Below are 20,167 nucleotides of genomic sequence, written 5' to 3'. Positions count from 1 at the left end.
CATGGCTTTACCGCGTACGATCTCGAATCCTTACGTTGGCGATACGGTCACATTCCTGGAAACAACCGCGGAAACCGGCGGCTCGCACGTAACTGTACTGGTGGAACTGGCGCCGGGCGGCAGGAACGGGTTGCACTACCACACCACCTTTACGGAACATTTCGAAGTAGTGGAAGGGGAACTGGGCCTGCGCGCGGGAAAAGAATTTCTTTTCCTGAGTAGGGGTGGAACGGCATCTGTGCCGTCTCATATGCAGCATCTCTTTTTTAATCCCAGCAAAAAACACCCGGTGGTGTTTAAAGTGACGGTGAAACCGGCGAGGCAGTTCGAAACCTGCCTGCGGGTGGCCTACGGGCTTGCGATGGATGGGAAGGTGAATAAAAAGGGGATACCCAAAAAGCTCGGTCACCTGGCGGTTTTGCTGGAATTGGGTGAAAGTTATCTAACTTTCCTGCCGCACAAACTCCAGGTATGGCTGTACAGCTTCCTGGCCAAAAGGGCGAAAAGGAACGGGGCTGCTAAAGAACTGGAACTGTATTATAAACAACAAGAGACGCCCGAAGGCGTCTCTGCTTAAATATCATCATATGCTTTTATTGATCATTTCTACGGTAAGGAACCTGGGAGACCTTGCGCTGTGCTTCTGTTACGATGCTTACCGCTCTATCGTCAAGGCTGTTTAATCCAGGAAGTCGTCCGCAGCGTCTTGCTTTGAAGCAGCGCTGCCGGCCATTCCTTCGAACCACGCATCCACGTTGCCCGCTATCACCGGCGGCAATTTGCTCTTCACAAAATCCTTCACGGCTTCTATCGCTTTAACGGCCTGCTCGTCGGAGATACCGGCCTTGTCTTTCAGTTGTTGGATCAGTTCCTGCATGAGGTTTGTTTTAGGCTACTCTTAAGGTTACCAGTGTGCTCTTATCCAGCTTCTCGGCGCAATATTCGCGGGTGAGCACGAATGTTTTTTCGTTCGCGGAAGGCAGGTTGAACATCGCGTCTGACAGTACCACCTCGCAGATGGAACGGAGGCCGCGGGCGCCCAGCTTGTATTCCAGCGCTTTGTCCACGATATAATCCACCGCGTCGGGCGTAAAGGACAGCTCGATGCCTTCTACCCTGAACAGTTTTTTGTACTGTTTCACGAGCGCATTGCGCGGCTCGGTGAGGATGGCTGCCAGCGCTTCCTTGTCCAGCGTATTCAGATAGGTTACGATCGGCAGGCGGCCCAGCAGTTCGGGGATGAGGCCGAATTGTTTCAGGTCCTGCGAATTCACGTAACGGAGGATGTGCTTGCGGGCGTCTTCTTCCCTTTCCTTGTTCACGGTGAAACCGATGGAATGCGTCTGTATCCTGCGGGAAATGATGCGGTCCACACCGTCGAACGCGCCGCCGCAGATAAAGAGGATGTTCTGCGTATTCACCTTGATGAGCTTTTGCTCGGGGTGTTTGCGGCCACCCTGCGGGGGAACGAGCACTTCGGTGCCTTCCAGCAGCTTGAGCAGGCCCTGCTGCACGCCCTCGCCGCTCACGTCGCGGGTGATGGAAGGGTTATCGCTCTTGCGCGCGATCTTGTCGATCTCATCGATATACACGATGCCTCTCTCGGCGGCTTCCACGTCGTAGTTGCACACCTGGAGGAGGCGGGTGAGAATGCTTTCAACGTCTTCGCCCACGTAACCTGCTTCGGTGAACACGGTGGCGTCCACGATGGTGAAGGGCACGTTCAGCAGCTTGGCGATGGATTTGGCCAGGAGGGTTTTACCGGTGCCGGTTTCGCCCACCATGATCAGGTTGCTTTTTTCGATCTCCACTTCGTCTTCCATAACCTGCTGGTTAAGGCGTTTGTAGTGGTTGTACACCGCTACGGCCAGTATTTTCTTGGCGTCGTCCTGCCCGATCACATATTCGTCCAGGAAATGCTTGATCTCTACCGGTTTGGCAACTTTGGGAACAAAATGGGAAGGAGCGGCCTTTCTGGCTTCCCCGCCCGGGTTCAATTCCTGTTCTATGATCTCCTGGGCGTTAGCCACGCAGTTCTCACAGATATGCCCTTCCGCTCCGGCGATCAGTATCCTTACTTCGTCTTTGTTACGGTTGCAGAAAGAACAGCGAATCTTGGATTCTTTCATCTAAATAATTTTAATATGAAGGCTGTGTCCCTTGAAGGGACAACAAAATTAAGCATTTTTTCCCGGGGAGGGTGAAAAAGAAAGTCTCATTCCGGGGATGGATAAAAAAAGGGGAAACCCCTGTTCCCGGAGGGGTTGAAAAAGAAAACGTCCCGCCGGGGCGGGACGTTTCAGCATTACTGAGGATTGTTATTTTCTACGGCTTTTTTCTTCGGGTTCTTTTCCAGAACGTCGTCGATAATGCCGTATTCTTTGGCTTCGTCTGCGGTCATCCAGTAGTCACGGTCGCCGTCCTTTTCCACACGTTTCACGGACTGGCCGCTGTGGGAGGCGATGATCTCGTTCAGCTCTTTTTTCAGCTTTACGAATTCGCGGGCGGTGATCTCGATATCGGAGGTCTGGCCTTCAGCGCCGCCATGCGGCTGGTGGATCATTACGCGGGCGTGTTTCAGCGCGGTGCGTTTGCCTTTGGTGCCGGCTACGAGCAGCACGGCGCCGAAGGAGGCGGCCATGCCGGTGCAGATGGTGGCTACTTCCGGGCTGATGATCTGCATGGTATCATAAATGCCGAGGCCTGCGTATACAGAGCCGCCGGGGCTGTTGATATACATCTGGATATCGCGGTTACGGTCGGCTGATTCCAGGAACAGCAGCTGGGCGGTGATCACGTTGGCCACGTAATCGTTGATAGGGTCGCCCAGGAAGATGATCCTGTCTGCCATGAGGCGGGAGAACACGTCCATCTGGGTAACGTTCAGCTGGCGTTCCTCGATAATATACGGCGTCAGGGAATTGATCTGGTGTTGGTGGGCACGTGCGTAACTATCTACTACCAGGCTGCTGATTCCTCTGTGCTGGATGGCATATTTCCTGAATTCGTTGTTATTAATGTTCATGATGGTGATGTTTATGAGGTAATTTAACGAAATCTTCTGCAGAAATTTCCTCTTCTTTTACGTTCACCTTCGTTTCGGCCCAGTCAAACAGCTTTTGGGTGATCATTTCGCGGTAGGTCTGATCCACATACTTCTCGTCCTGCAGCAGGCGTTCCAGGTAGCTGTCCAGCCACTCTGCCTGTTCGCCGCCAAGGCCGTAGTATCCCATGATCTTTGCACGGGCGCTTTCTTTCAGTTCCTCGAAGGAAACTTCCAGTGAATTATCACGGATCAGTTTGTCGCTGATCAGGGTCCAGCGCAGCTGATGGTCGAAGCTCGGGTATTCTTTATCGGCTTCCTCGGCTGTTTTCGGGTTTTCACCGCCTTTTTGCAGCCAGCGTTTGAGGAAATCTTTGGGAAGCTCGATCGGTGTTTCGTGCACCAGGGTTTCGAACAGATCGTTGTGCATGTGGTTGGTCGCTTCCTGCTTCCAGTACTTGCCGATCTCTTCTCTCAGTTTTTCCCTGAATGCCTCTTCTGTTTTGATCTCCTGGCCGGGATACACTTCGTTGAAGAATTCTTCGTTCAGCTCTCTTTTTTCGATCAGGCCTACTTTGGTGATCGTGAGCTGGAAGTATTTTTTCAGGGAATCTTTGTCGTTGGCAAGGCCCAGGTCTTTCACGATGGCTTCAGCCTGGGTTTTGTCGAATGCCTTGGACAGCTGGATCACCAGGGCGTCGCCGGCTTTTTTGCCCTGCAGTTCTTTCTGCGTGGCTTCGGAGAAGGATTTTACCAGCAGGGAATTCTCTTTCTTTTCAGCGCCTTCGGCTACATTGCCTTTTGCGTCTGTTTCGAGGAATTCCAGGCTGAGCACGTTATTGTCCGAAGTGATGGTTTCGGGCTCGGACATTTTACCGCCTTTCAGCTGAAGGCGCTCCAGCTCCTGGTTCACCACTTCATCCGTAACCTTCACGTTATAGCGGGTGAGCGTGGTTTTGGCGAGCAGGCCGTCTACATCGAAAGAAGGTTTCAGGCCCACTTCGAACTCGAAATTATATTCGGAAGGTTGCGCGTAATCGAGTGATTTGGCTTCTGTGTCCAGAGACAGGGGCTGGGCGAAGATCTCCAGCTTTTCCTGCTGAAGGTAACCCATCAGTTCCTTTTCTACGGTTTTCAGCACCTCATCCTGGAAGAGAGCCTGACCGCTCATTTTTTTGATCATGCCGGCAGGAACCTGGCCTTTCCGGAACCCCGGAATGCTTGCATTTTTAGAAAAATGCTTCACAGCTTTCTCGAAATTGGGAAGGTAATCTTCCTGGCTCACTTTCACAGTGATCTTATCATTTAATAAACCAATGTTCTCTCTGGTTACGGTTGCCATTTGTTTTTTGTTAATATATTAAAACACAGAATAAATAAGCTTGTTTATGGCTGTGAAGCACTAGTCTGCGAAGATTGTGCCACGGGGCCGGAAGCAGGATTTACTGCCTTTTTAGCAGAAAACAACCGGAAGGGGGCAGACAATTTATCATTTCCGCATCATTTCTTATGCCCCGCGGAACCCCGGTCCCTCAGCTTCGCCGGTTCTTGTAAAGTGGTAATTATCAGCAGTTTGCGAAAAATGCCACCACCGGCGAAGCGCGAAGATAGTGCGTTTATGTGAGATTTGGAGGGGATCGGCGTCATATAAAAAGGGAATGAAATACGAGCCGGGCGGCCCCCCGCAAAAAAACAAAGCCGCCGGGAACCATGATCCCCGGCGGCTTTCATTATCCAAAGCGGTTAATCGTTGAAGGTCAGCTTCTCGTTGCCGAAGCCCCAGTTGAGGCCAAAAAGCGCCAGTATCCTGGATTTATCCATCCCGAAATCGCTGCCGAACGCGCCGTTCAGGTACAGGTCTTTCCCCACGCGGTAATTCAAAAAACCGATCATTCGCTGCGAGCGCAACTCGCCTTCCACGGTGTAATTCCGGTGGATAGCCTCAAAACCCAGGCTCAGCGGATCGAACTCGAACGACAGCCGGCCACCGACGTCGAAGCTGTTGGAGCAGGTCACAAAGTTCTTTTCGCTGGCGAAGTTGTCGTACATATACCGCGCATACGCGGAAATGGTCAGATAGTTCTGTTTCGTCCTTTCGCCGTTCGCATTCAGCAACAGGTTCACGGAGGCGGTGGTCCAGAGGCCCACGCGGCCTGTTCTCCAGGCTGTATCCGCAATGCCGTAAGTAGCATAAGCGCCCGCAAGGTCCCACTGGAAGGCGGGTTTCTGCGCCATCTGGTTTTCGATCACCTTCTTCAGCGAATCTACCGCCGTACCCAGCCGCGCGAATTTTTTAGTGGCTTCGGCCTGTTTGACAGGGTCAGCGCCGGCGGCAATAAAATCGGGATAATTCACCAGTCCCGCGATCCGTTCGGCCTGTATGCTGCGCACGCCGTTGATGATGTCGTTCAGCTTATTGGCATGCGCGGAAGAATATATGCGGATAACGGTGGTCCTGAAACCGGCGGAAAATACCTTCTGCGAAGCTTCCGCTGAATCGGGCACCAGGTCTTTCTGCAAAAACGCGATGGACACATTCGTCATTTTCAACGCGGAGAAAGGGCTGGAGCGATATACCGGCGCTTTGGTAACGGGGTGGTCGTGCCGGCGGATGCCCAGGAACTTATACGCATCGCGGTTCTTCGGCAGCGCCCACCAGTAAGGCGTAAATTCCGCGGAGTAATTCTGCGGCCAGCTCCCGCCGCTTTCGAAGCTCTGCAAAACGCCCAGCCCGAAAGCTTTCGGCGTAACCGGCGTTTCTATCAGCGTAGGGGAAATATCCACCAGCTTGAATGCGCTGGATTGCGGAACGGATTTATGATCGGGTTCTTTTTCCGATTGTGCGAAAACGGCGTTGCTGCAAACTACCAGGAACAGGGTAAAGATTTTTTTCATGCTTAGCTCAGTTTAATGGTCTTGTGCAGCCAGATGTCCGTGAAATCGTCCAGCGCATCCACTTTCACGTCCGCTTCGGGAAATTCTTTATGGCCGTCTTTCCCATCGTCCATCACATAACGCGCGGTGATCTTTTCGAATTCGATCTTCCGCGTTTCGGGGTCCGGCCAGAACAGCAGGATATTGGTCACGATGAGCAGCTTGTTGCCTTTGAGGCCTGATGCCGTGCCGATGGGCATCTGGATAATATCGCCTGTCGCGTCTTTCGAAGCGCAGCCGGGTATGGGCGACCGGTCGGTGGGGGTGATGAGGAAGCCCCTGGTGGTGGCAATACCATTGCTGGTAATGTCTATGGCAAGCCTGATCTGTTGCCCGCCGGAGCCAACTTTGTAAGAGTCCATTGTGTAAGGTTTAAGAATGTTAGTTGAGTTGATGGAACATAGCGTTGATACCTGGAAGGTTTCGGGTTTATATTTGATAGTTTCTCTGCGGGGCCGGTTTCCCAGGCATTAAAAAATAAGGTTCTTTTGAGGTCTAAAGGTCTGAAATGCCTGGTGAAAGCGGAATACCTAAAATTAAGTATTTTAATCAAGGAAGAGCAGGCGCTTTATTTCCGGGAGGCGGCTTTCATTTCGATATAAAAAGTGGTGCCCTTGCCTTCCTCGGTTTCAAACCATATTATCCCGTCGTGCGCTTCAATGATCTGTTTGGAAATACTCAGGCCGAAACCGAAAGATGCTTCGCCACGGGTTCCCTTCCTTTTCACCTCGGTGGTCTGGCTGAATATTTTGCCCTGCATCGACGGCGGGATACCGATGCCCTGGTCCTTCACGGCAACCCTTACGTTACCGTTCTGCCGTTTCAGTTCCACCTCAATATGAGCGCCGTCGGGGCTGAACTTAATGGCATTATTGATAAGATTGCTGAACACGCGCCATATTTTCTCCGGGCAGGCCATCACCTGCACAGGCTCCGCGTGGAGCCGGATGCTTTGATTTTTTTCCATGGCTTTCGTCTGCAACAGGTCCACACAATATTTCAGCGCAACGTCTATTTCCAGTATTTCCATTTCCATGTTGGTGAGGGAAGTATCCAGCTCCAGCAGGTCGGAAATGAGGTTCAGGGCGCTTACGCTGGAGGTGCTGATCAGCTCGATCATTTCTTTGTCCTGCTCTTTTCTTTCAGGCTGGTTGGCCATTAACAATAAACTGGCGATTGTATTGATGGCGCCCACGGGATTGCGGAGGTCATGCGCCACTATCTTCATCATCCGGTAATGGTTCTGCTGGCTCTGTTCCAGTGCCGCCAGGCTTTTTTGTATGTGTTCGTGCTGCGTGGTGACCTCCTGGTTCAAAAGCTGGAGCGCGGCCACATGCCGGCGTGACTTCCGCCAGTTCTGCCAGATCATCACCGCGATCAGGATCACGCTGAGGCACAGGAAGACCAGGATGAAGAGGTAGGCCGTTTTCAGCTCGTTGTTTTTTTGCAGTATCTCCAGCCGGTGCTCGCCGGCCATGCGCTCAAATTCTTTGTTGATATCCGCCACCACCGGTTTGGGAGCGGCGGCCGCCAGGGAGTCCTTCAGCGTTACATAGTCCTTCAGGGCGGCATATCCCGCGTTTTGCTGATCCGTCTTCTCATAATATTGCCATTGAAGGGAAAGCCAGCGTTGCCGGATCTCGGCGTCGGGCAACATGTCCAGCGACGATTTCATTTCCCGTAATACTGCCCGGGCGCTGTCGTAAAAATTGCGGGACAGGTACAACGCCGCGAGTTTCGCCATCGTCATCTGGGCGTCTTTCTTTTCGTCCCTGCCATGGAGATTGATGGCAATGCTTTGCCGGAACAGGGACTCTGCTGCCAGCGTATCTCCCATGCGGAGCAGGAGACTGCCCTTGTTGCCATACACGACGGCTGTGGCCGCTTTTATGCCCCTGGCCTGATCCGGGATATGCAGGAACTTTGCGCCGCGCTTTCGGATGAAATCCAGGGTGCTGTCGTACAACGCAAGCGCCCGCCGGTCGTTGCCCGCTTTGTCGTAGCTGAGAGCCGTATTGTCCAGCATGCCCTGCAGGACATAAAAGGTGTTGAAAGAGGAAGTGTCGCAACGGGACAGCCATTGGAAGGTTTCCGAAAAATAACGCGCCGCTTCCGGATATTTTTCCTGCCTGTAATAGACGAGCGCCAGCCTGCTGGCATATTCGTGGTAGAGGCAGGTATCATTCGTTTTCTGTAATACTTCGCGGCCCCGGTAAAAATACAGGTAGGCTTCGTTATACTTTTTCTGATCCCGCAATACGTCTCCCCGTGAAAGGAGCGCCTGAGCGTAGTTCAGGGGGTAGCGTTGCTGCAGGGATTTGTCGTTGAACAAGGTGAGCATGCTGTCCGCATACAACATGGCTTTTTGGTAATTAAAGATCCTCATACTGTAAAGGTGCATGAAGGCGTATTTCCGGAAGAGGTCAGCCTTCCCTGCTTCGGGGAATCTGGCATATGCATCTTCCAGGTAAGCATGGGACGCGGCCACGCTTGATTCCTCGATAGTATAGGCCCTGGCGAAAACCGTATCGAAGTAGGCGGGGTGTTCGTACGTTTTTTGCGTGGCGGGTGTACAGGCAATTACAGCTATCATTATAAACAGAAGAATTTGCCTGCTTGCCGTTCGGGACTTAAACAAGGAAGATTCATGCATATTTCTCCGGGATATGGACGTTGTTCAACTAATATAAGCATTTCTTTCCATCCGGTAAGATTATGATTTACAGGGTTATATTCACCCTTTTTCATGAATTTTGCATCCATTCTAAAATAGAAAAGGTCCGCATCGCGGACCTTTTCTCACCTGTTCAAAAAAATATCTCCTATCACTTTCGTTTAAAACTCCGCACATTCAGCAGCTGCACAGCTTTGGCATCCGGCCGGTCTGTACGCAGACCGGAGATATGCAGCTGCTCCACATCATCGGCGATCACAGGCATGCGGGGATCTGTAGCAAGCGAACGAAGCGTAACGTCGCGCAACGCGATGTCGTTCACATGCCGGATGAAGAAGCCGGAGCTGGGCAGATTTTTCCACCTGTCCGGCGCCGGGTATTCCTTTTCCAGCTCGGGCACTTTTAGGGGATCGCCGGTGTATTCTCCCTGTTTAAGGCCGCCGCGGTTCACAATACGGATATTGTTCAGCGTGATATTCTCTATCGCGGAGCCGGGGATGCCGGTAATGGAAGAGGAATAATTGCCAGCATCATATACATTGATATCCGACAGGGAAATATTGCGCATCTTTCCGCGGGGCGGCTCCGGCGCCGCATCGGTATGTTTGCGGGCCCTGTTGCCCAGCCTCACGTATATCGGGCATTCCGTGCCCTGTATCACAATATTGCTCACGGTTACGCCATCCATGACCCCGCCGTCTACAATTTCAAGCGCAATGCCCACCTGCCCGATGCGCGGTGTTCTGAATATCGGTTCCGTTGGGCATGCAGAAGGTTTTACGATGCAATTGCTGATCAGGATATTTTTAAAACCCCCGGTCGATTCCGTGCCGCATTTGATGGCGGCGCAAAAGCTGCTCACGATGCAATTGGTGATGGTAACATCTTCACAGGGAGCGGCGCCTGTGCTTTTGAGGGTAATGCCGTCGTCGTCCGTATCCATGATGCAGTTGGATATTACCACCTGCCTGCATCCGTCTATATCGATCGCATCGTTGTTCCTGTTGCTGTGGTTATACACGCGGATGTTGTTGACGATGAGGTTTTCACAATCCAGGTAATGCTGGTTCCAGATACCGGAGTTCTGCATGGTGACGTCCTGCACCGAGATCTTCCGGCAGGAGATGAACAGGATATTCCTTGGTCTTCCATCCCGGTCTTCATGTACGGCTCCTTTCGGCCCGGGGCGCGGCGCCTGCCTGGCGCCCTGACCGTCTATCGTTCCAAACCCGCTGATGCCGATGTTGCTGGCGCCTTCCGCATAGATCAGCGCATACCAGCCACCCGGGTCTTTTTGAGAGCGGTATGCGGGCTGCTGCTGGCGGGGAAAATCTTCGTGACTGGTGCTGGCGTACAACACCGCGCCCCGTTCCAGGAAGAGCTCTACATTGTTCAGTAAAGTAATAGTGCCGCTTTTAAAATTGCCGGCCGGGATGATCACTCTTCCGCCCCCGGCCTTGAAGCAGGTTTCCACCGCTTTGTTAATGGCTGCCGTGCTCAGTTTGGCGGTATCCCTGGTTGCACCGAAATCGAGTATGTTAACATTATTTCCTTTTGCATGGAATGCAAACAAGACAATGGTCAGCAACAAAAACACATTCTTACGTTTCATTCGTCTGTATTTAATTTCATTCAAATCTAATAGTCATAACCCTGGCGGAGACTGGGATTGCTGCTGAGTGTCTGTGGGCCGTAAGGCAAAATTTCTCTTTGATTAGGCACAAAGCTTCCCGCCCAGTCATTGGCGAAAGTGTTTAAATAGGCGGAAGCCCACTTCACGCTGGTATACCCCGCGGGTGCAGTGGATGGCGAAGGCTGGTAATAGCTGGAATAATAGGCGATACCCGTGGTGGAATTGTTGAGATAATACATGGTAGCAGGCACATTCTCGTAAGGAGCCTGCCGTTGCCTGAATTTGTCCAGGTTGGAGCGGGTTTCGGCAAATACGGTGCTGATCAGGTTCCAGCGGATCAGGTCCCATTTCCTCAATCCTTCGCCGCCGAATTCAAACATCCTCTCATCGGCAATGGCTTTGAAAAAGCCGGCGTAGTCGGAAGGAATAGTGCCTATTTTACTTTCATCGCCATTGAACCCTCTTACCCGCACCTGCCTGAATGCATCGGTGGCCGCGGCGGTTGGCCCCTGGTTGATCTCATTCTCCGCTTCCGCCAGCATCAGCAGCACGTCCGGGTAACGGATCATCGGCCAGCTGATGCCCGTGTAAGCAAAGTTGCTGTTAAACGGGGTGGCGGGATTGGAATGCCAGTCCCTCCTGAACTTCCCCATCAGGAACGGCCCGTAAACGGATGCGCTGCCGATATAGTGGCCTGACCCGTTTATCGCATAGCTGGCGATGGTGACATCCCTTCTTGCATCCATGCTGTCGAACTTATAAAAGTAGGTAGGGAGCGCCCAGTCGGAGCCCATACCGTTGCCGTTGGTGCGGATGCCGTCGATAAAGCCGACACGGCCGTCCGAAACGCCGTTTCCGCCGGAAAGCCCTACCTGGAACAGAACTTCGCCGTTGGGTTCGATCTTGTGCGCGTCGAAATTATCCTTGAACACAGCCAGGAAGCTGGGGTTCAGCTTATGTTTACCGGAATTGATGATATCGTTGCATTCATCCCTGGCGATCTGGTAATATTTGAGATAGTCCGCGGGCCGTTCCATTTGTTTGGAAGCGGCTCTCAGCGAATAACCGCCCCTGAACAGGGCGATCCTTGCTCTCAGCGCCTTTGCGCCTCCTTTGGTGATCCGCTCGTCTACCGCAACGCCGGGATCTCCCCGCCAGGGCAAAAGGGTTGCGGCCATCGCCAGGTCGTTCAGGATATGGTCGTAGATGGAATCCCTGTTCGTGGCTGGCAGGTTGAGATCGGGCTGGTCTATAGACGGGATGTACGGGGCCGGCACATCTCCCCAGAATTTAATGATGTCGAAGAAGAACTGCGCCCTCAGCGCCAGCGCCTCGCCATGCAACCTTCTCAGGCTTGCTTTGTCGTTGTCGGACCCGTTGTTGTATAAATGCATCTGCGGGATGTTCTTGATGCATTGATTCGCCCGGTCGATCCCTGCGTAGTAGATATTCCATTCCGCATCCAGCTCGGTATTGGTGGCCACGGCATTATACCGGCAAAGGGCTTTGGGGCCGTTATCGCCGCCAATGCCTACGGTATTGCTGGCGTTGCAGTACGATTCGTCGCAGTCGTTGGAAAAGTAATACTGGATGCGTCCGCCATATCCCCTGTCGCCGGCGAGCGTGGCGTAGGTGCCTAATACGGCGCTGTAAGCGTCGTTGACGCTGCCGAACACATAGGCTTCATCGAAAGCCGAATTAGGGCTCAGCGTTAAGAATTTCTTGCAGGAATTGAATGAGACGGCCAGGAAAAAGATCCCGGTGAGAATGGCAAGTCTCTTTAAATGAGTGATGTTCATATGCTGAATGATCTAAAATTTGACATTAATACCGGCGATGAATGTTCTGCTGCGTGGGTAAGGAGAAGAATCGACGCCGGGCGTTACATAATTGGAATTCTTGGTGCTCACCTCTGGATCGAGGCCGGTATATTTTGTGATAATGCCGGCATTGTTCACCGTGCAATAGATGCGCAGGTTGCTGATCTTATTCCTCGACAGCGTTTCCACCGGCAGGCTGTATCCAAGTGTTATATTGCTGAAGCGCAGGAACGAACCGTCTTCAACAGCCCAGGAATCGAGCAGGAGGTAATTGCCTCCTTTGATAGGCTGCCAGATCTTTGCGTCCTTGTTGATCTCAGCCAATACTTCCGGGGGAGCGCCCGCGGGCAGCGTTTTGCCGTTGGCGGAAACAGCCCATTGCACGGCATTTCCATTAGCGTCTATGGTGCGCCAGCGGTCGTTCATGATGCCGGTAAGGTTGGAGAAGCTGCCTGCATAGGCATTGCTGAATTCAACCTTGTCGCCGTTCAGGATCTTATTGCCATACACGAAATTCACGAACACGCTAAGGTCAAATCTTTTGTAGGTGAGCTGGTTGTTAAGCCCGCCGGTAAATTTCGGCTGGGCGGTGCCCAGTATCGTACGGTCGTCGGCGTTCACAATGCCGTCGCCGGTCAGGTCCTTTAATTTCTTGGTTCCCGGGGCGGGAATGCCTACGGAGGGCGTATTGTCCGCCACTCCTCTCTTCAGCACATATGCGCTGTTAGCGGGATTGTAGTCGAAATCATCGGGGGTATACATGCCGTCTGCCTCATATCCCCAGATGGCGCCTACAGGCTGCCCTACCTGCACGAGGTATTCATTGCCCGGCCCCCAGCCGGAGCTGGCGAAATAACGGTCTGCCACATGCGACAGCTTGATGATCTCGTTGCGGTTGGTGGCTATGTTGAAGTTGATATTCCATTTGAAGTCTTTTTTCGAAATAGCCGTTGTGCTCAGCTGTAATTCCAGCCCGCGGTTCCTCACGCTGCCTACATTCTGCAACTGTGTGCTGAATCCGGAATTGGCGGCGATGGGCACGTTGATGAGCAGGTCGCGGGTGTCGTTCAGGTAGGCGTCCAGGCTTACCTGGAGAGCGTTGTTAAAGAGGCTTACGTCCAGGCCCACGTTGCGCGACAGGGTGGATTCCCATTTCAATTCCGGGTTGGCCAGGTTGCCAATGGCATAACCGGGAAGAACGACGTTGTTCAGGCTGTAGGGAGAGGCGTTGGACCTGTAAAGGGGAGTGTACAGGAAATCGCCGATCCTGTTATTGCCAGCCAGCCCGTAGCTCAGGCGGAGCTTGAGGTCGGAGGCAAAGCCGTTGGGTTTGAAAAATTCCTCGCTGGAAATGCGCCAGGCCACTGATGCGGATGGGAAATAGCCCCACTGGCGGCCGGGAGCGAACTTCGAAGATCCGTCGGCCCGCAGGTTGAAGGTGGCCAGGTATTTATTTTTATAGGTATAACCGATCCTGGTAAAAAAAGAAACGATCCTGCTTTTGGCGTCGGTGGAAGTGGGGTACAGGGGCATGGATTTGCCCAGGCTCAACTGTGAAAATGCTTTTTCAGGAGTGATGCCTATCGGGAACTCTCTTACCTGGTCGGTCTGTGAATTGGAAGACACCTGGTATATCTCCTGGCCCAGCAGCGCATTGATAGAGTTGTTCTTATGAAAACCGGACTTGAAGGAGCTGTTATTAAAAGTCAACACTGCATTTTCATTCACTGAGGTCATTTCGCTGTTCACGATGCTGATGATAGGCTTCCCTCCACTGTTGGTAATAGCGTTCCAGGTGATATAGTCGTCGAACGAGTTCAACTTTCCCGTGGTTTTGTTGATACCGCCGGTTACGCGCAGCGAGAGGTATTTGGTGAACGCATATTGCAGGTAGGAGCTGATCGTGGTATTGACAGCACGGTTGCGCCGGTAAGAGGCATTCGCAAATTCAATGGGATTGATGAGATAATATCCCGTAGCATTGGTCTGCGCAAAATAAGCCGCGTCGTTGGAACTGTTGGGATCGTCTGAATTGAGCAGGAAGGGCCGGTATTTAACGGAATTGCGCAGGCGGTTATTGGTCACATTGCCCGATGCGCTTGTACCGGGACCGTTGATCTCCTGGTCATTGTAAACGACGTTCAGCCCCACTTTAAATTGATCCGAAACAGTATGGTCCAGCCGTACATTCAGGAGATTCCTCAAGTAGCTGGAATTGATCATTACGCTTTTCTCGTTGTTGTTGGTATAGCTGATGTTGAAAGTGGTTTTCTTATCTCCCCCGGTAATGCTGACGTTGTGGGTCTGGGTGGGTGCAGTTCTGCCGAACGTAAGGTCCTGCCAGTCTATGGCAGCCGCGTTCCTGATCGAATCCAGCCCCACCCAGGTATTGCCATACTGAGAAGTGAACGCGGAGCTGTCGGACAAAGTGTTCCTTGTTTTCTCCCAGTTGTATTCGATAAATTCCCGCGGGTTCATTACATCGAATTTTTTGGCCAGCTTGTTGACGCCGTAAAAATAATTGTAGGCTACCACTGTTTTCATGGGTTTACCGCCTTTGGTGGTAATGATAACTACGCCATTGGCGCCCCTGGCCCCGTAGATAGAAGTGGCCGCGGCATCTTTCAATACGTCTACCGACTCAATATCCTGTGGCGCTATTTTTGACAACGCGTCTTCCACCTGGATGCCATCCACCACGTACAGGGGCGTATTATCCTGGGTAATGGAACCGCCGCCCCGCACCTTGATGGTGACGGCCGCACCAGGGCCTCCTTCCGTCGTGGAGATATTGACGCCTGCCAGCCTGCCCTGCAATGCCTGCATCGCTGAGCTGAGGGGGATGTCCTTTATTTGTCCCGCGTTGACGGATGATACCGCGCCTGTAAGGTCGCGGCGCCGCTGGGTGGCGTAGCCAATGACCACCACATCGTTCAGCTCCGTCGTTTTTTCCGCCAGGGTGATGTTTACGTTCTGGCCGGCAGTTACCGGCACTTCTTTCGTGGTAACGTTGATAGCCGAAAACACGAGGGTGGCCTGTGCGCCCCGGATCTGGATGCGGAAATCGCCGCGAGCGTCTGCCTGCGCGAAGTTTTGCGTGCCTTTTTCTGTAACGGTGATCCCCGCCATGGGCTCGCCTTTTTCGTTGGTGATATGCCCCGTAACGGTGTTGGCGGGCGGCGGGCTGGTTGGCTGCTGCGCCGATGCAGCGGTAAAGAGATACAATATTCCTGCGGAAACAAGCACTACCCTGCAGGTCATGCGTAACGATCTTAGCATAACGGAAATCTATTTAGTGTGATAAAGAGATATTTTATAGAACATAAACCCATTCCTTTTTTCGCCGAGTGATATAACCTGCCGCCATGATTGTTCCCGGCATGCAGGGAAGAACGACATTTTACCTGCCGCCTGTTTGTGCCCGCGTAGTGTGCACAACAGCATAAAGCATGATCTGTAACAGTACAATTGCTTTCATGTAAATGCATGCATTTTAAAAATCAGGAATACGTGGAAAGCCAGACCCGAACTAATGTATAAGAGAGTATTTATATTTTCACAACGTGCACTCCCTGTATTTAACCGCCCCTGTAAAAATAGCGACTCCTTTTAAGGAGGGGCGCGGCTTCTTTTATCTTAAAATAGCTGTTTTTTACGGTAAAACGACTTTTCACTAGTATAAGCCCGGGCATGTGCTTATCTTACAACAGCAAGGCAACATGTCCGTCCGGGACCGGTTGCATTTTATAGACTGCGTTTCGCGCTATTTCTTAAACCCGAATTTATCATGACTAACGAATTTGAACTTAAGATCCTGGGCACCGGCTGGGGCTTTACCGGTACTATCGATGAGCTTTGCGGCAGGATTAAAAAAGAAGGATATGATGGAATAGAGGTGCTGTGGCCGGCGGAGAAAAAAGCGCAGGAAGAGCTGTTTGCCGCGCTGGAGAAATATGAGCTGGAACTCGGCTTGCTGTGCGCGGGCTTCGACAGCGATTATCAAAAGCATCTTGAAGAGTTCATTGCTGCGACGAATGAAGCCGCCACCCAAACCATCCGGCGGCCGCTTTTTATCAATTGTCATTCCGGGAGGGATCATTTCAGCTATGAACAGAACAAGGCTTTCATTGATCATACCACCCGGTTATCCAGGGTAACCGGCATCACAATCTGCCACGAAACGCACCGGGCAAGGATACTGTACTCGGCGCCCGCCGCCAGGCATTACCTGCATACCATCCCGGAGCTGCGCATCACCTTCGACGTGTCGCACTGGTGCAATGTGAGCGAAAGCCTGTTGGAAGATCAGCAGGAAACGCTTGATCTTGCTTTGTCGCGGACAGATCATATCCATGCGCGCATTGGCCACCCGGAAGGGCCGCAGGTGAGCGATCCCAGGGCGCCCGAATGGGAACCGGCAGTGAAAGCGCATTTGGACTGGTGGGATAAAATAGTGGAAGCAAAAAGGAAAGCAGGCAAGCGCCTTACGATATTGACCGAATTCGGCCCGCCGGATTATATGCCTACGCTTCCTTACTCGCGCGATCCTTTATCGGATCAATGGGCCATCAATGTATACATGCTGCAACTGTTGCGGGAACGGTATATTCGATAGGCTACAGGAAAGGGGCATGGATGAAAGCAACGCCTGTGGAGGATTTTCCGGTTAATAATTAAGGTCGCTGGCCCATGCCATCCAGCTGTGATTGATGAGGTTGCTGTAATTATTTTTATACATGGATTTGTAGATCCATCCCAGCTGCGTGGTGTTCCAGTCGTGCCAGCACAACCAGCCCACCACATTGGGATAGGTGGTCCTGATCTTTTCGGCCAGCAGGTTATAATCAAAAGTACCGTTCAGGTTCGGGTCGCTGTTGCCGCGTACGCCGTGGCCGGTGCCGAATTCTGTCAGGAAAACAGGTTTGGCCAGCGTTCTTATCACGCTGTAATCGTTGATGACCATATTATCGGCGTACACATCGGCTCCCACGATATCCACGTAGTTGGTGCCGGGATAATAATTGGTATAGGCGCCGTCGCCGACCACGTTGTTGTTGGGCGCATATATCCAGATGAGATTATTTAGTTTTTTGGTGCTGGTGAAATAGTTGAAGAGGTCTGCCCACAGCGCCCTGAAGTTTGCGTAGTTGGTGGTATAGTACCAGCACCAGCTGCCGTTCATTTCATGGAAAGGCCGGTATAATATGCTTACGCCGTTTGTCTGGAAGTACGCGAGCTTGGCGGCCATAGAATCCATATGGGTCACCCACTGCGCCCGCAGCGATCCGCCCGGCAGCAATGCGCTGAGGTCGCTGCCGCTGGTAACACCTGGGTTCTTGAGCCCGCCGCAGATCTCGATAACGCATCCATGCTGCTTGTTCAGGTCTTTCAGGAAAGGCGAATGATGATTCCAGTTGTCCACATCATTAAAGTCGGAACCCACGATAGCGGGGTATTTCCCGGTGGCCTGCGCAAAAGGATGAATGATCTGGTTATCTCCCAGCTTGTACTGTGTTTTATGGGAGATGTTGCTGTTTTGCCCGGCCATTATCCGCTTGCCAGGCTGGTTCTTCAGGTTCTGGATGAATCTCAGCAGCGCGTCGGTCCTGGGGTCCAGTGCGGGATTGGCGCCCATGAGCATGTTGCCGCGGGGAACGCCAACCAGCGGGTCCGGGATCTTGTTTTCCTGTTTGGCGCAGCCGGTGCTGAGCAGCACCTGCATTGCCGCAAATAGTTTCAGGATAGTGATTTTCATAACGTTTCATTTTTAGGTTGACAAAAGCATATCCACAAGCGTTGCCTTGCATTTCTAAGGTAAGCACATCCGAAGGCTTGTTCAGTGTTGAAGTCGTTGTAGCGTAGCAAACAGTTATTTTAAGATAAAAGAAGGCAGGCCGCCCGTTGAAATGAGGCGCTATTTTTACGGCGATGGCGGAATGGAGGACTGAGTTGCCGCGCCAAAATCAGGAAGAAATTATTGGTAAAAAAGACAACTATCAAGAATGATGAAAATACGTTTTGCAGCAGCCGGCCTGCTCATACTCCTGGTCACCTGCTGTTGCTCCCGGCTGGTTGCCCAGCCCAAATGGAAGCTGGAAGATTTTTCGGTTGACCTGAACCGGCTGGTGACGCCGCCCGGCCACCTGTGGGTGGGAAGCGGTTATACCAGCGTAAACCCGGTTTTGAATTCGGTATTGGGCGTGGGCGATGTGATGTCTCCGCCTGTGTCCGGCCATGGGTTCAGGTTCGAAGCCCGGTTTATAGCGAATGGCGATACTATCCGGGATCATTTCGTGTGGGGTGGCAAGGTCAGGAATATACTTTATACCGGCGGGCAATGGCAGCCGGACAGGGTTTTAAGAAGAGGCACTTATCACAGGATGCACGAAGGTGGATTGATCTCCTTTGAGATCAATTCCCGGCTGGTACCGCTCGCAGACAAGCCGGGCTTTTTGATACGTTACGAGGTAAAGAACAGGAGCGCTGCCGCTTTGGACCTGGCTATGATCCCGCTGGTCACGCCGGGGAAACCTGCGGCCTACCCGCTGAAGGAGTGGGGCTTCATGCCGCCGGCCGGGCTGCCGGGCGGTGAAGCGGTAAAAGCAAATGTATTGCAGGAAGGGCAACGTATGAACATTGCTCCGCAGCAAAGCCGCACCGGTTATGTTGCCGTGGTGTTCGCCAGGGATGCGGATGCCGTATCGGCCCCTGACGGCTTGCAGGCCTGGGAAAAACAAACAGCCGCTATATGGGAAACCCGCCTCGGCTGGGCGTTGAAAAATATTCCTGTTCTGACAACAAACAATACGGCATTGGAGAATTATTATAAAAGGTCCGTTGCCTCAGGATTGGTCTGCATCTGGGAGAAACCGGAATTCAAGCTGCGGCCGGCCCTCGTTACCAGCGGGCTGGACGGCGGCGGCATGAACACCTATCTCTGGGATGTGGCCGGGTATGCGCCGGGCCTTGTTTCCATGATGATGGGAGATAAGCTGCTGGACATTGCGCGTACCATGACCGCCATTGACCTGGAGAAATATTATGCTTTTGCGCAGGACGGCACCGGGCTGGGCGTAAGATATGCCTACAGCACCGCGGCATTTACCTCGCTGGTGTACGCCGTGGCCTGCCAGGACAGCGTTTATCCCGACCTGTTCGAGCAGGTAAAGAACCTGGTGCTCAGCGATGAAAAAAGACCCATGGTAAATGGCGTGATCGATTACGGCGGCCAGCATAATTTACTCGAGATGCGCGGCATGGGCTGGGAACATATGGTGCCAAGCCCGAATGCCGAACGGGCATGGTGTTTCAGGAAACTGGCGGAGATGGGTGAAAAGATCGGTTACGATAAAGCAACCGTCCTGCAATGGCGGAAAAAAGCGGATACGATTGCCGCGAACATCAGGAAAGAGCTCTGGGATGAAACCACAGGATGGTTCAGCTGTAAATACCCGGACGGGCACAGGGAAACCGTGTATTCCATCCAGGTGTTCGACATGCTGAGAACGGGCGTATGCACCCCTGCCATGAAAAAAAGAATGCTGGAACAGCTGGAAGAAGGTAAATTCCTTTTTCCTTACGGTGTTAGCAGCGTATCCAAAGCGGATTCCATTCATTACGAAGTGACAGATACCGACTGGGGAGGGGGAGGCGCGTATTCAGGCGATCTGCCGCAGCTGGCCCTGGACCTTTATCATGAGAACCTTCCCGCAAAAGCCTGGGATGTATTGCAACGCCAGTTCTGGATGGGCGCACAGCTTCCTTATTTTCCGCAGGAGCATTATTGCGACCGCCCAGGTTCTCCTTCTTTCAAAAGGTCCAATGTGGTTGCCGGCTTAATGGGCGCGGCCGCTGTGCTGTACGGCATGGCAGGCCTGGAACCCCGTTTGGACGGCAGTCTCTGGATGCATCCCCGTTCCACCATAAAAGATAAAGTTGCAATAAAAGGCTTTGTTCACCGGGGGCATGTGGTAGATGTGGAGTTCTCGGCCTCTTATTGTAAGATCATCCTGGACGGAAAGACTAAATACCAGGGGAAACCCGGAACCATAAAGATATTCTGA

Annotated in this window: 14 protein-coding genes; 3 read left to right on the top strand and 11 right to left on the bottom strand. The window is 52.5% G+C overall.

Annotated features, from left to right (window positions below):
• The first annotated feature begins 1 nt into the window (after position 1).
• Positions 2-577 carry a cupin domain-containing protein gene (locus ACTJIK_RS00110; RefSeq protein WP_440644202.1) on the top strand — a complete coding sequence of 192 codons (576 nt, stop codon included), beginning with the start codon at positions 2-4 and terminating at the stop codon, positions 575-577.
• Positions 578-679: 102 nt separating this feature from the next.
• On the opposite strand, the gene ACTJIK_RS00105 is transcribed toward ACTJIK_RS00110, so the two are convergent.
• The 10 genes from ACTJIK_RS00105 to ACTJIK_RS00060 all read right to left on the bottom strand — a co-directional run bounded on the left by ACTJIK_RS00105 (position 680) and on the right by ACTJIK_RS00060 (position 15,383).
• Entirely contained in the window at positions 680-877 is a 198-nt protein-coding gene (locus ACTJIK_RS00105) for a hypothetical protein (protein WP_440644201.1), read from the bottom strand.
• Positions 878-887: 10 nt separating this feature from the next.
• The gene (gene clpX, locus ACTJIK_RS00100; protein WP_440644200.1) at positions 888-2,129 is read right to left on the bottom strand and encodes an ATP-dependent Clp protease ATP-binding subunit ClpX; all 1,242 of its coding nucleotides are present in this window, start codon (positions 2,127-2,129) and stop codon (positions 888-890) included.
• A gap of 176 nt (positions 2,130-2,305) precedes the next feature.
• The gene (gene clpP, locus ACTJIK_RS00095; protein WP_440644198.1) at positions 2,306-3,025 is read right to left on the bottom strand and encodes an ATP-dependent Clp endopeptidase proteolytic subunit ClpP; all 720 of its coding nucleotides are present in this window, start codon (positions 3,023-3,025) and stop codon (positions 2,306-2,308) included.
• A complete protein-coding gene (locus ACTJIK_RS00090) occupies positions 3,015-4,385 on the bottom strand; it encodes a trigger factor (protein ID WP_440644197.1) in 1,371 nt (456 codons plus the stop codon). Before ACTJIK_RS00090 ends, clpP begins: the two co-directional genes overlap by 11 nt.
• 401 nt (positions 4,386-4,786) lie before the next feature.
• Positions 4,787-5,938, bottom strand: coding sequence for a hypothetical protein (locus ACTJIK_RS00085; protein ID WP_440644196.1), 1,152 nt, complete (start codon positions 5,936-5,938; stop codon positions 4,787-4,789).
• Between the two features lie 2 nt (positions 5,939-5,940).
• Complete coding sequence (locus tag ACTJIK_RS00080; RefSeq protein ID WP_440644195.1) at positions 5,941-6,339, bottom strand: hypothetical protein; 399 nt, start codon at positions 6,337-6,339, stop codon at positions 5,941-5,943.
• A 206-nt stretch (positions 6,340-6,545) separates the two neighbouring features.
• Complete coding sequence (locus tag ACTJIK_RS00075; RefSeq protein ID WP_440644194.1) at positions 6,546-8,570, bottom strand: tetratricopeptide repeat-containing sensor histidine kinase; 2,025 nt, start codon at positions 8,568-8,570, stop codon at positions 6,546-6,548.
• A 232-nt stretch (positions 8,571-8,802) separates the two neighbouring features.
• Complete coding sequence (locus ACTJIK_RS00070) at positions 8,803-10,263, bottom strand: glycoside hydrolase family 28 protein (RefSeq protein ID WP_440644192.1); 1,461 nt, start codon at positions 10,261-10,263, stop codon at positions 8,803-8,805.
• A 26-nt stretch (positions 10,264-10,289) separates the two neighbouring features.
• Complete coding sequence (locus tag ACTJIK_RS00065; RefSeq protein ID WP_440644191.1) at positions 10,290-12,083, bottom strand: RagB/SusD family nutrient uptake outer membrane protein; 1,794 nt, start codon at positions 12,081-12,083, stop codon at positions 10,290-10,292.
• A 12-nt stretch (positions 12,084-12,095) separates the two neighbouring features.
• Positions 12,096-15,383: a SusC/RagA family TonB-linked outer membrane protein gene (locus ACTJIK_RS00060; protein ID WP_440644190.1), complete on the bottom strand. Its 3,288-nt coding sequence runs from the start codon at positions 15,381-15,383 to the stop codon at positions 12,096-12,098.
• Between the two features lie 508 nt (positions 15,384-15,891).
• Between ACTJIK_RS00060 and ACTJIK_RS00055 the strand changes: the two genes are divergently transcribed.
• Positions 15,892-16,719 carry a sugar phosphate isomerase/epimerase family protein gene (locus ACTJIK_RS00055; RefSeq protein WP_440644189.1) on the top strand — a complete coding sequence of 276 codons (828 nt, stop codon included), beginning with the start codon at positions 15,892-15,894 and terminating at the stop codon, positions 16,717-16,719.
• A gap of 51 nt (positions 16,720-16,770) precedes the next feature.
• On the opposite strand, the gene ACTJIK_RS00050 is transcribed toward ACTJIK_RS00055, so the two are convergent.
• A complete protein-coding gene (locus ACTJIK_RS00050; protein ID WP_440644187.1) occupies positions 16,771-17,859 on the bottom strand; it encodes a glycoside hydrolase family 26 protein in 1,089 nt (362 codons plus the stop codon).
• Positions 17,860-18,106: 247 nt separating this feature from the next.
• Between ACTJIK_RS00050 and ACTJIK_RS00045 the strand changes: the two genes are divergently transcribed.
• Positions 18,107-20,167 carry an MGH1-like glycoside hydrolase domain-containing protein gene (locus ACTJIK_RS00045; protein WP_440644186.1) on the top strand — a complete coding sequence of 687 codons (2,061 nt, stop codon included), beginning with the start codon at positions 18,107-18,109 and terminating at the stop codon, positions 20,165-20,167.

Origin of the sequence: Chitinophaga sp. 22620, from assembly GCF_052044405.1 — a bacterium.
In the GTDB taxonomy this organism is placed as follows: Bacteria; Bacteroidota; Bacteroidia; order Chitinophagales; family Chitinophagaceae; genus Chitinophaga.
Note: the sequence above shows the minus strand (reverse complement) of the source record. Positions and strands in the feature narration are given on the sequence as shown.

What these genes read in the sequence shown, in the direction of transcription:
- ACTJIK_RS00080 (WP_440644195.1), bottom strand. Translation starts at nt 6,339, where the DNA reads ATGGACTCTTACAAAGTTGGCTCCGGCGGGCAACAGATCAGGCTTGCC.
- ACTJIK_RS00105 (WP_440644201.1), bottom strand. Translation starts at nt 877, where the DNA reads ATGCAGGAACTGATCCAACAACTGAAAGACAAGGCCGGTATCTCCGAC.
- clpX (WP_440644200.1), bottom strand. Translation starts at nt 2,129, where the DNA reads ATGAAAGAATCCAAGATTCGCTGTTCTTTCTGCAACCGTAACAAAGAC.
- ACTJIK_RS00065 (WP_440644191.1), bottom strand. Translation starts at nt 12,083, where the DNA reads ATGAACATCACTCATTTAAAGAGACTTGCCATTCTCACCGGGATCTTT.
- ACTJIK_RS00050 (WP_440644187.1), bottom strand. Translation starts at nt 17,859, where the DNA reads ATGAAAATCACTATCCTGAAACTATTTGCGGCAATGCAGGTGCTGCTC.
- ACTJIK_RS00090 (WP_440644197.1), bottom strand. Translation starts at nt 4,385, where the DNA reads ATGGCAACCGTAACCAGAGAGAACATTGGTTTATTAAATGATAAGATC.
- ACTJIK_RS00055 (WP_440644189.1), top strand. Translation starts at nt 15,892, where the DNA reads ATGACTAACGAATTTGAACTTAAGATCCTGGGCACCGGCTGGGGCTTT.
- clpP (WP_440644198.1), bottom strand. Translation starts at nt 3,025, where the DNA reads ATGAACATTAATAACAACGAATTCAGGAAATATGCCATCCAGCACAGA.
- ACTJIK_RS00075 (WP_440644194.1), bottom strand. Translation starts at nt 8,570, where the DNA reads ATGATAGCTGTAATTGCCTGTACACCCGCCACGCAAAAAACGTACGAA.
- ACTJIK_RS00045 (WP_440644186.1), top strand. Translation starts at nt 18,107, where the DNA reads ATGATGAAAATACGTTTTGCAGCAGCCGGCCTGCTCATACTCCTGGTC.
- ACTJIK_RS00070 (WP_440644192.1), bottom strand. Translation starts at nt 10,263, where the DNA reads ATGAAACGTAAGAATGTGTTTTTGTTGCTGACCATTGTCTTGTTTGCA.
- ACTJIK_RS00085 (WP_440644196.1), bottom strand. Translation starts at nt 5,938, where the DNA reads ATGAAAAAAATCTTTACCCTGTTCCTGGTAGTTTGCAGCAACGCCGTT.
- ACTJIK_RS00060 (WP_440644190.1), bottom strand. Translation starts at nt 15,383, where the DNA reads ATGCTAAGATCGTTACGCATGACCTGCAGGGTAGTGCTTGTTTCCGCA.
- ACTJIK_RS00110 (WP_440644202.1), top strand. Translation starts at nt 2, where the DNA reads ATGGCTTTACCGCGTACGATCTCGAATCCTTACGTTGGCGATACGGTC.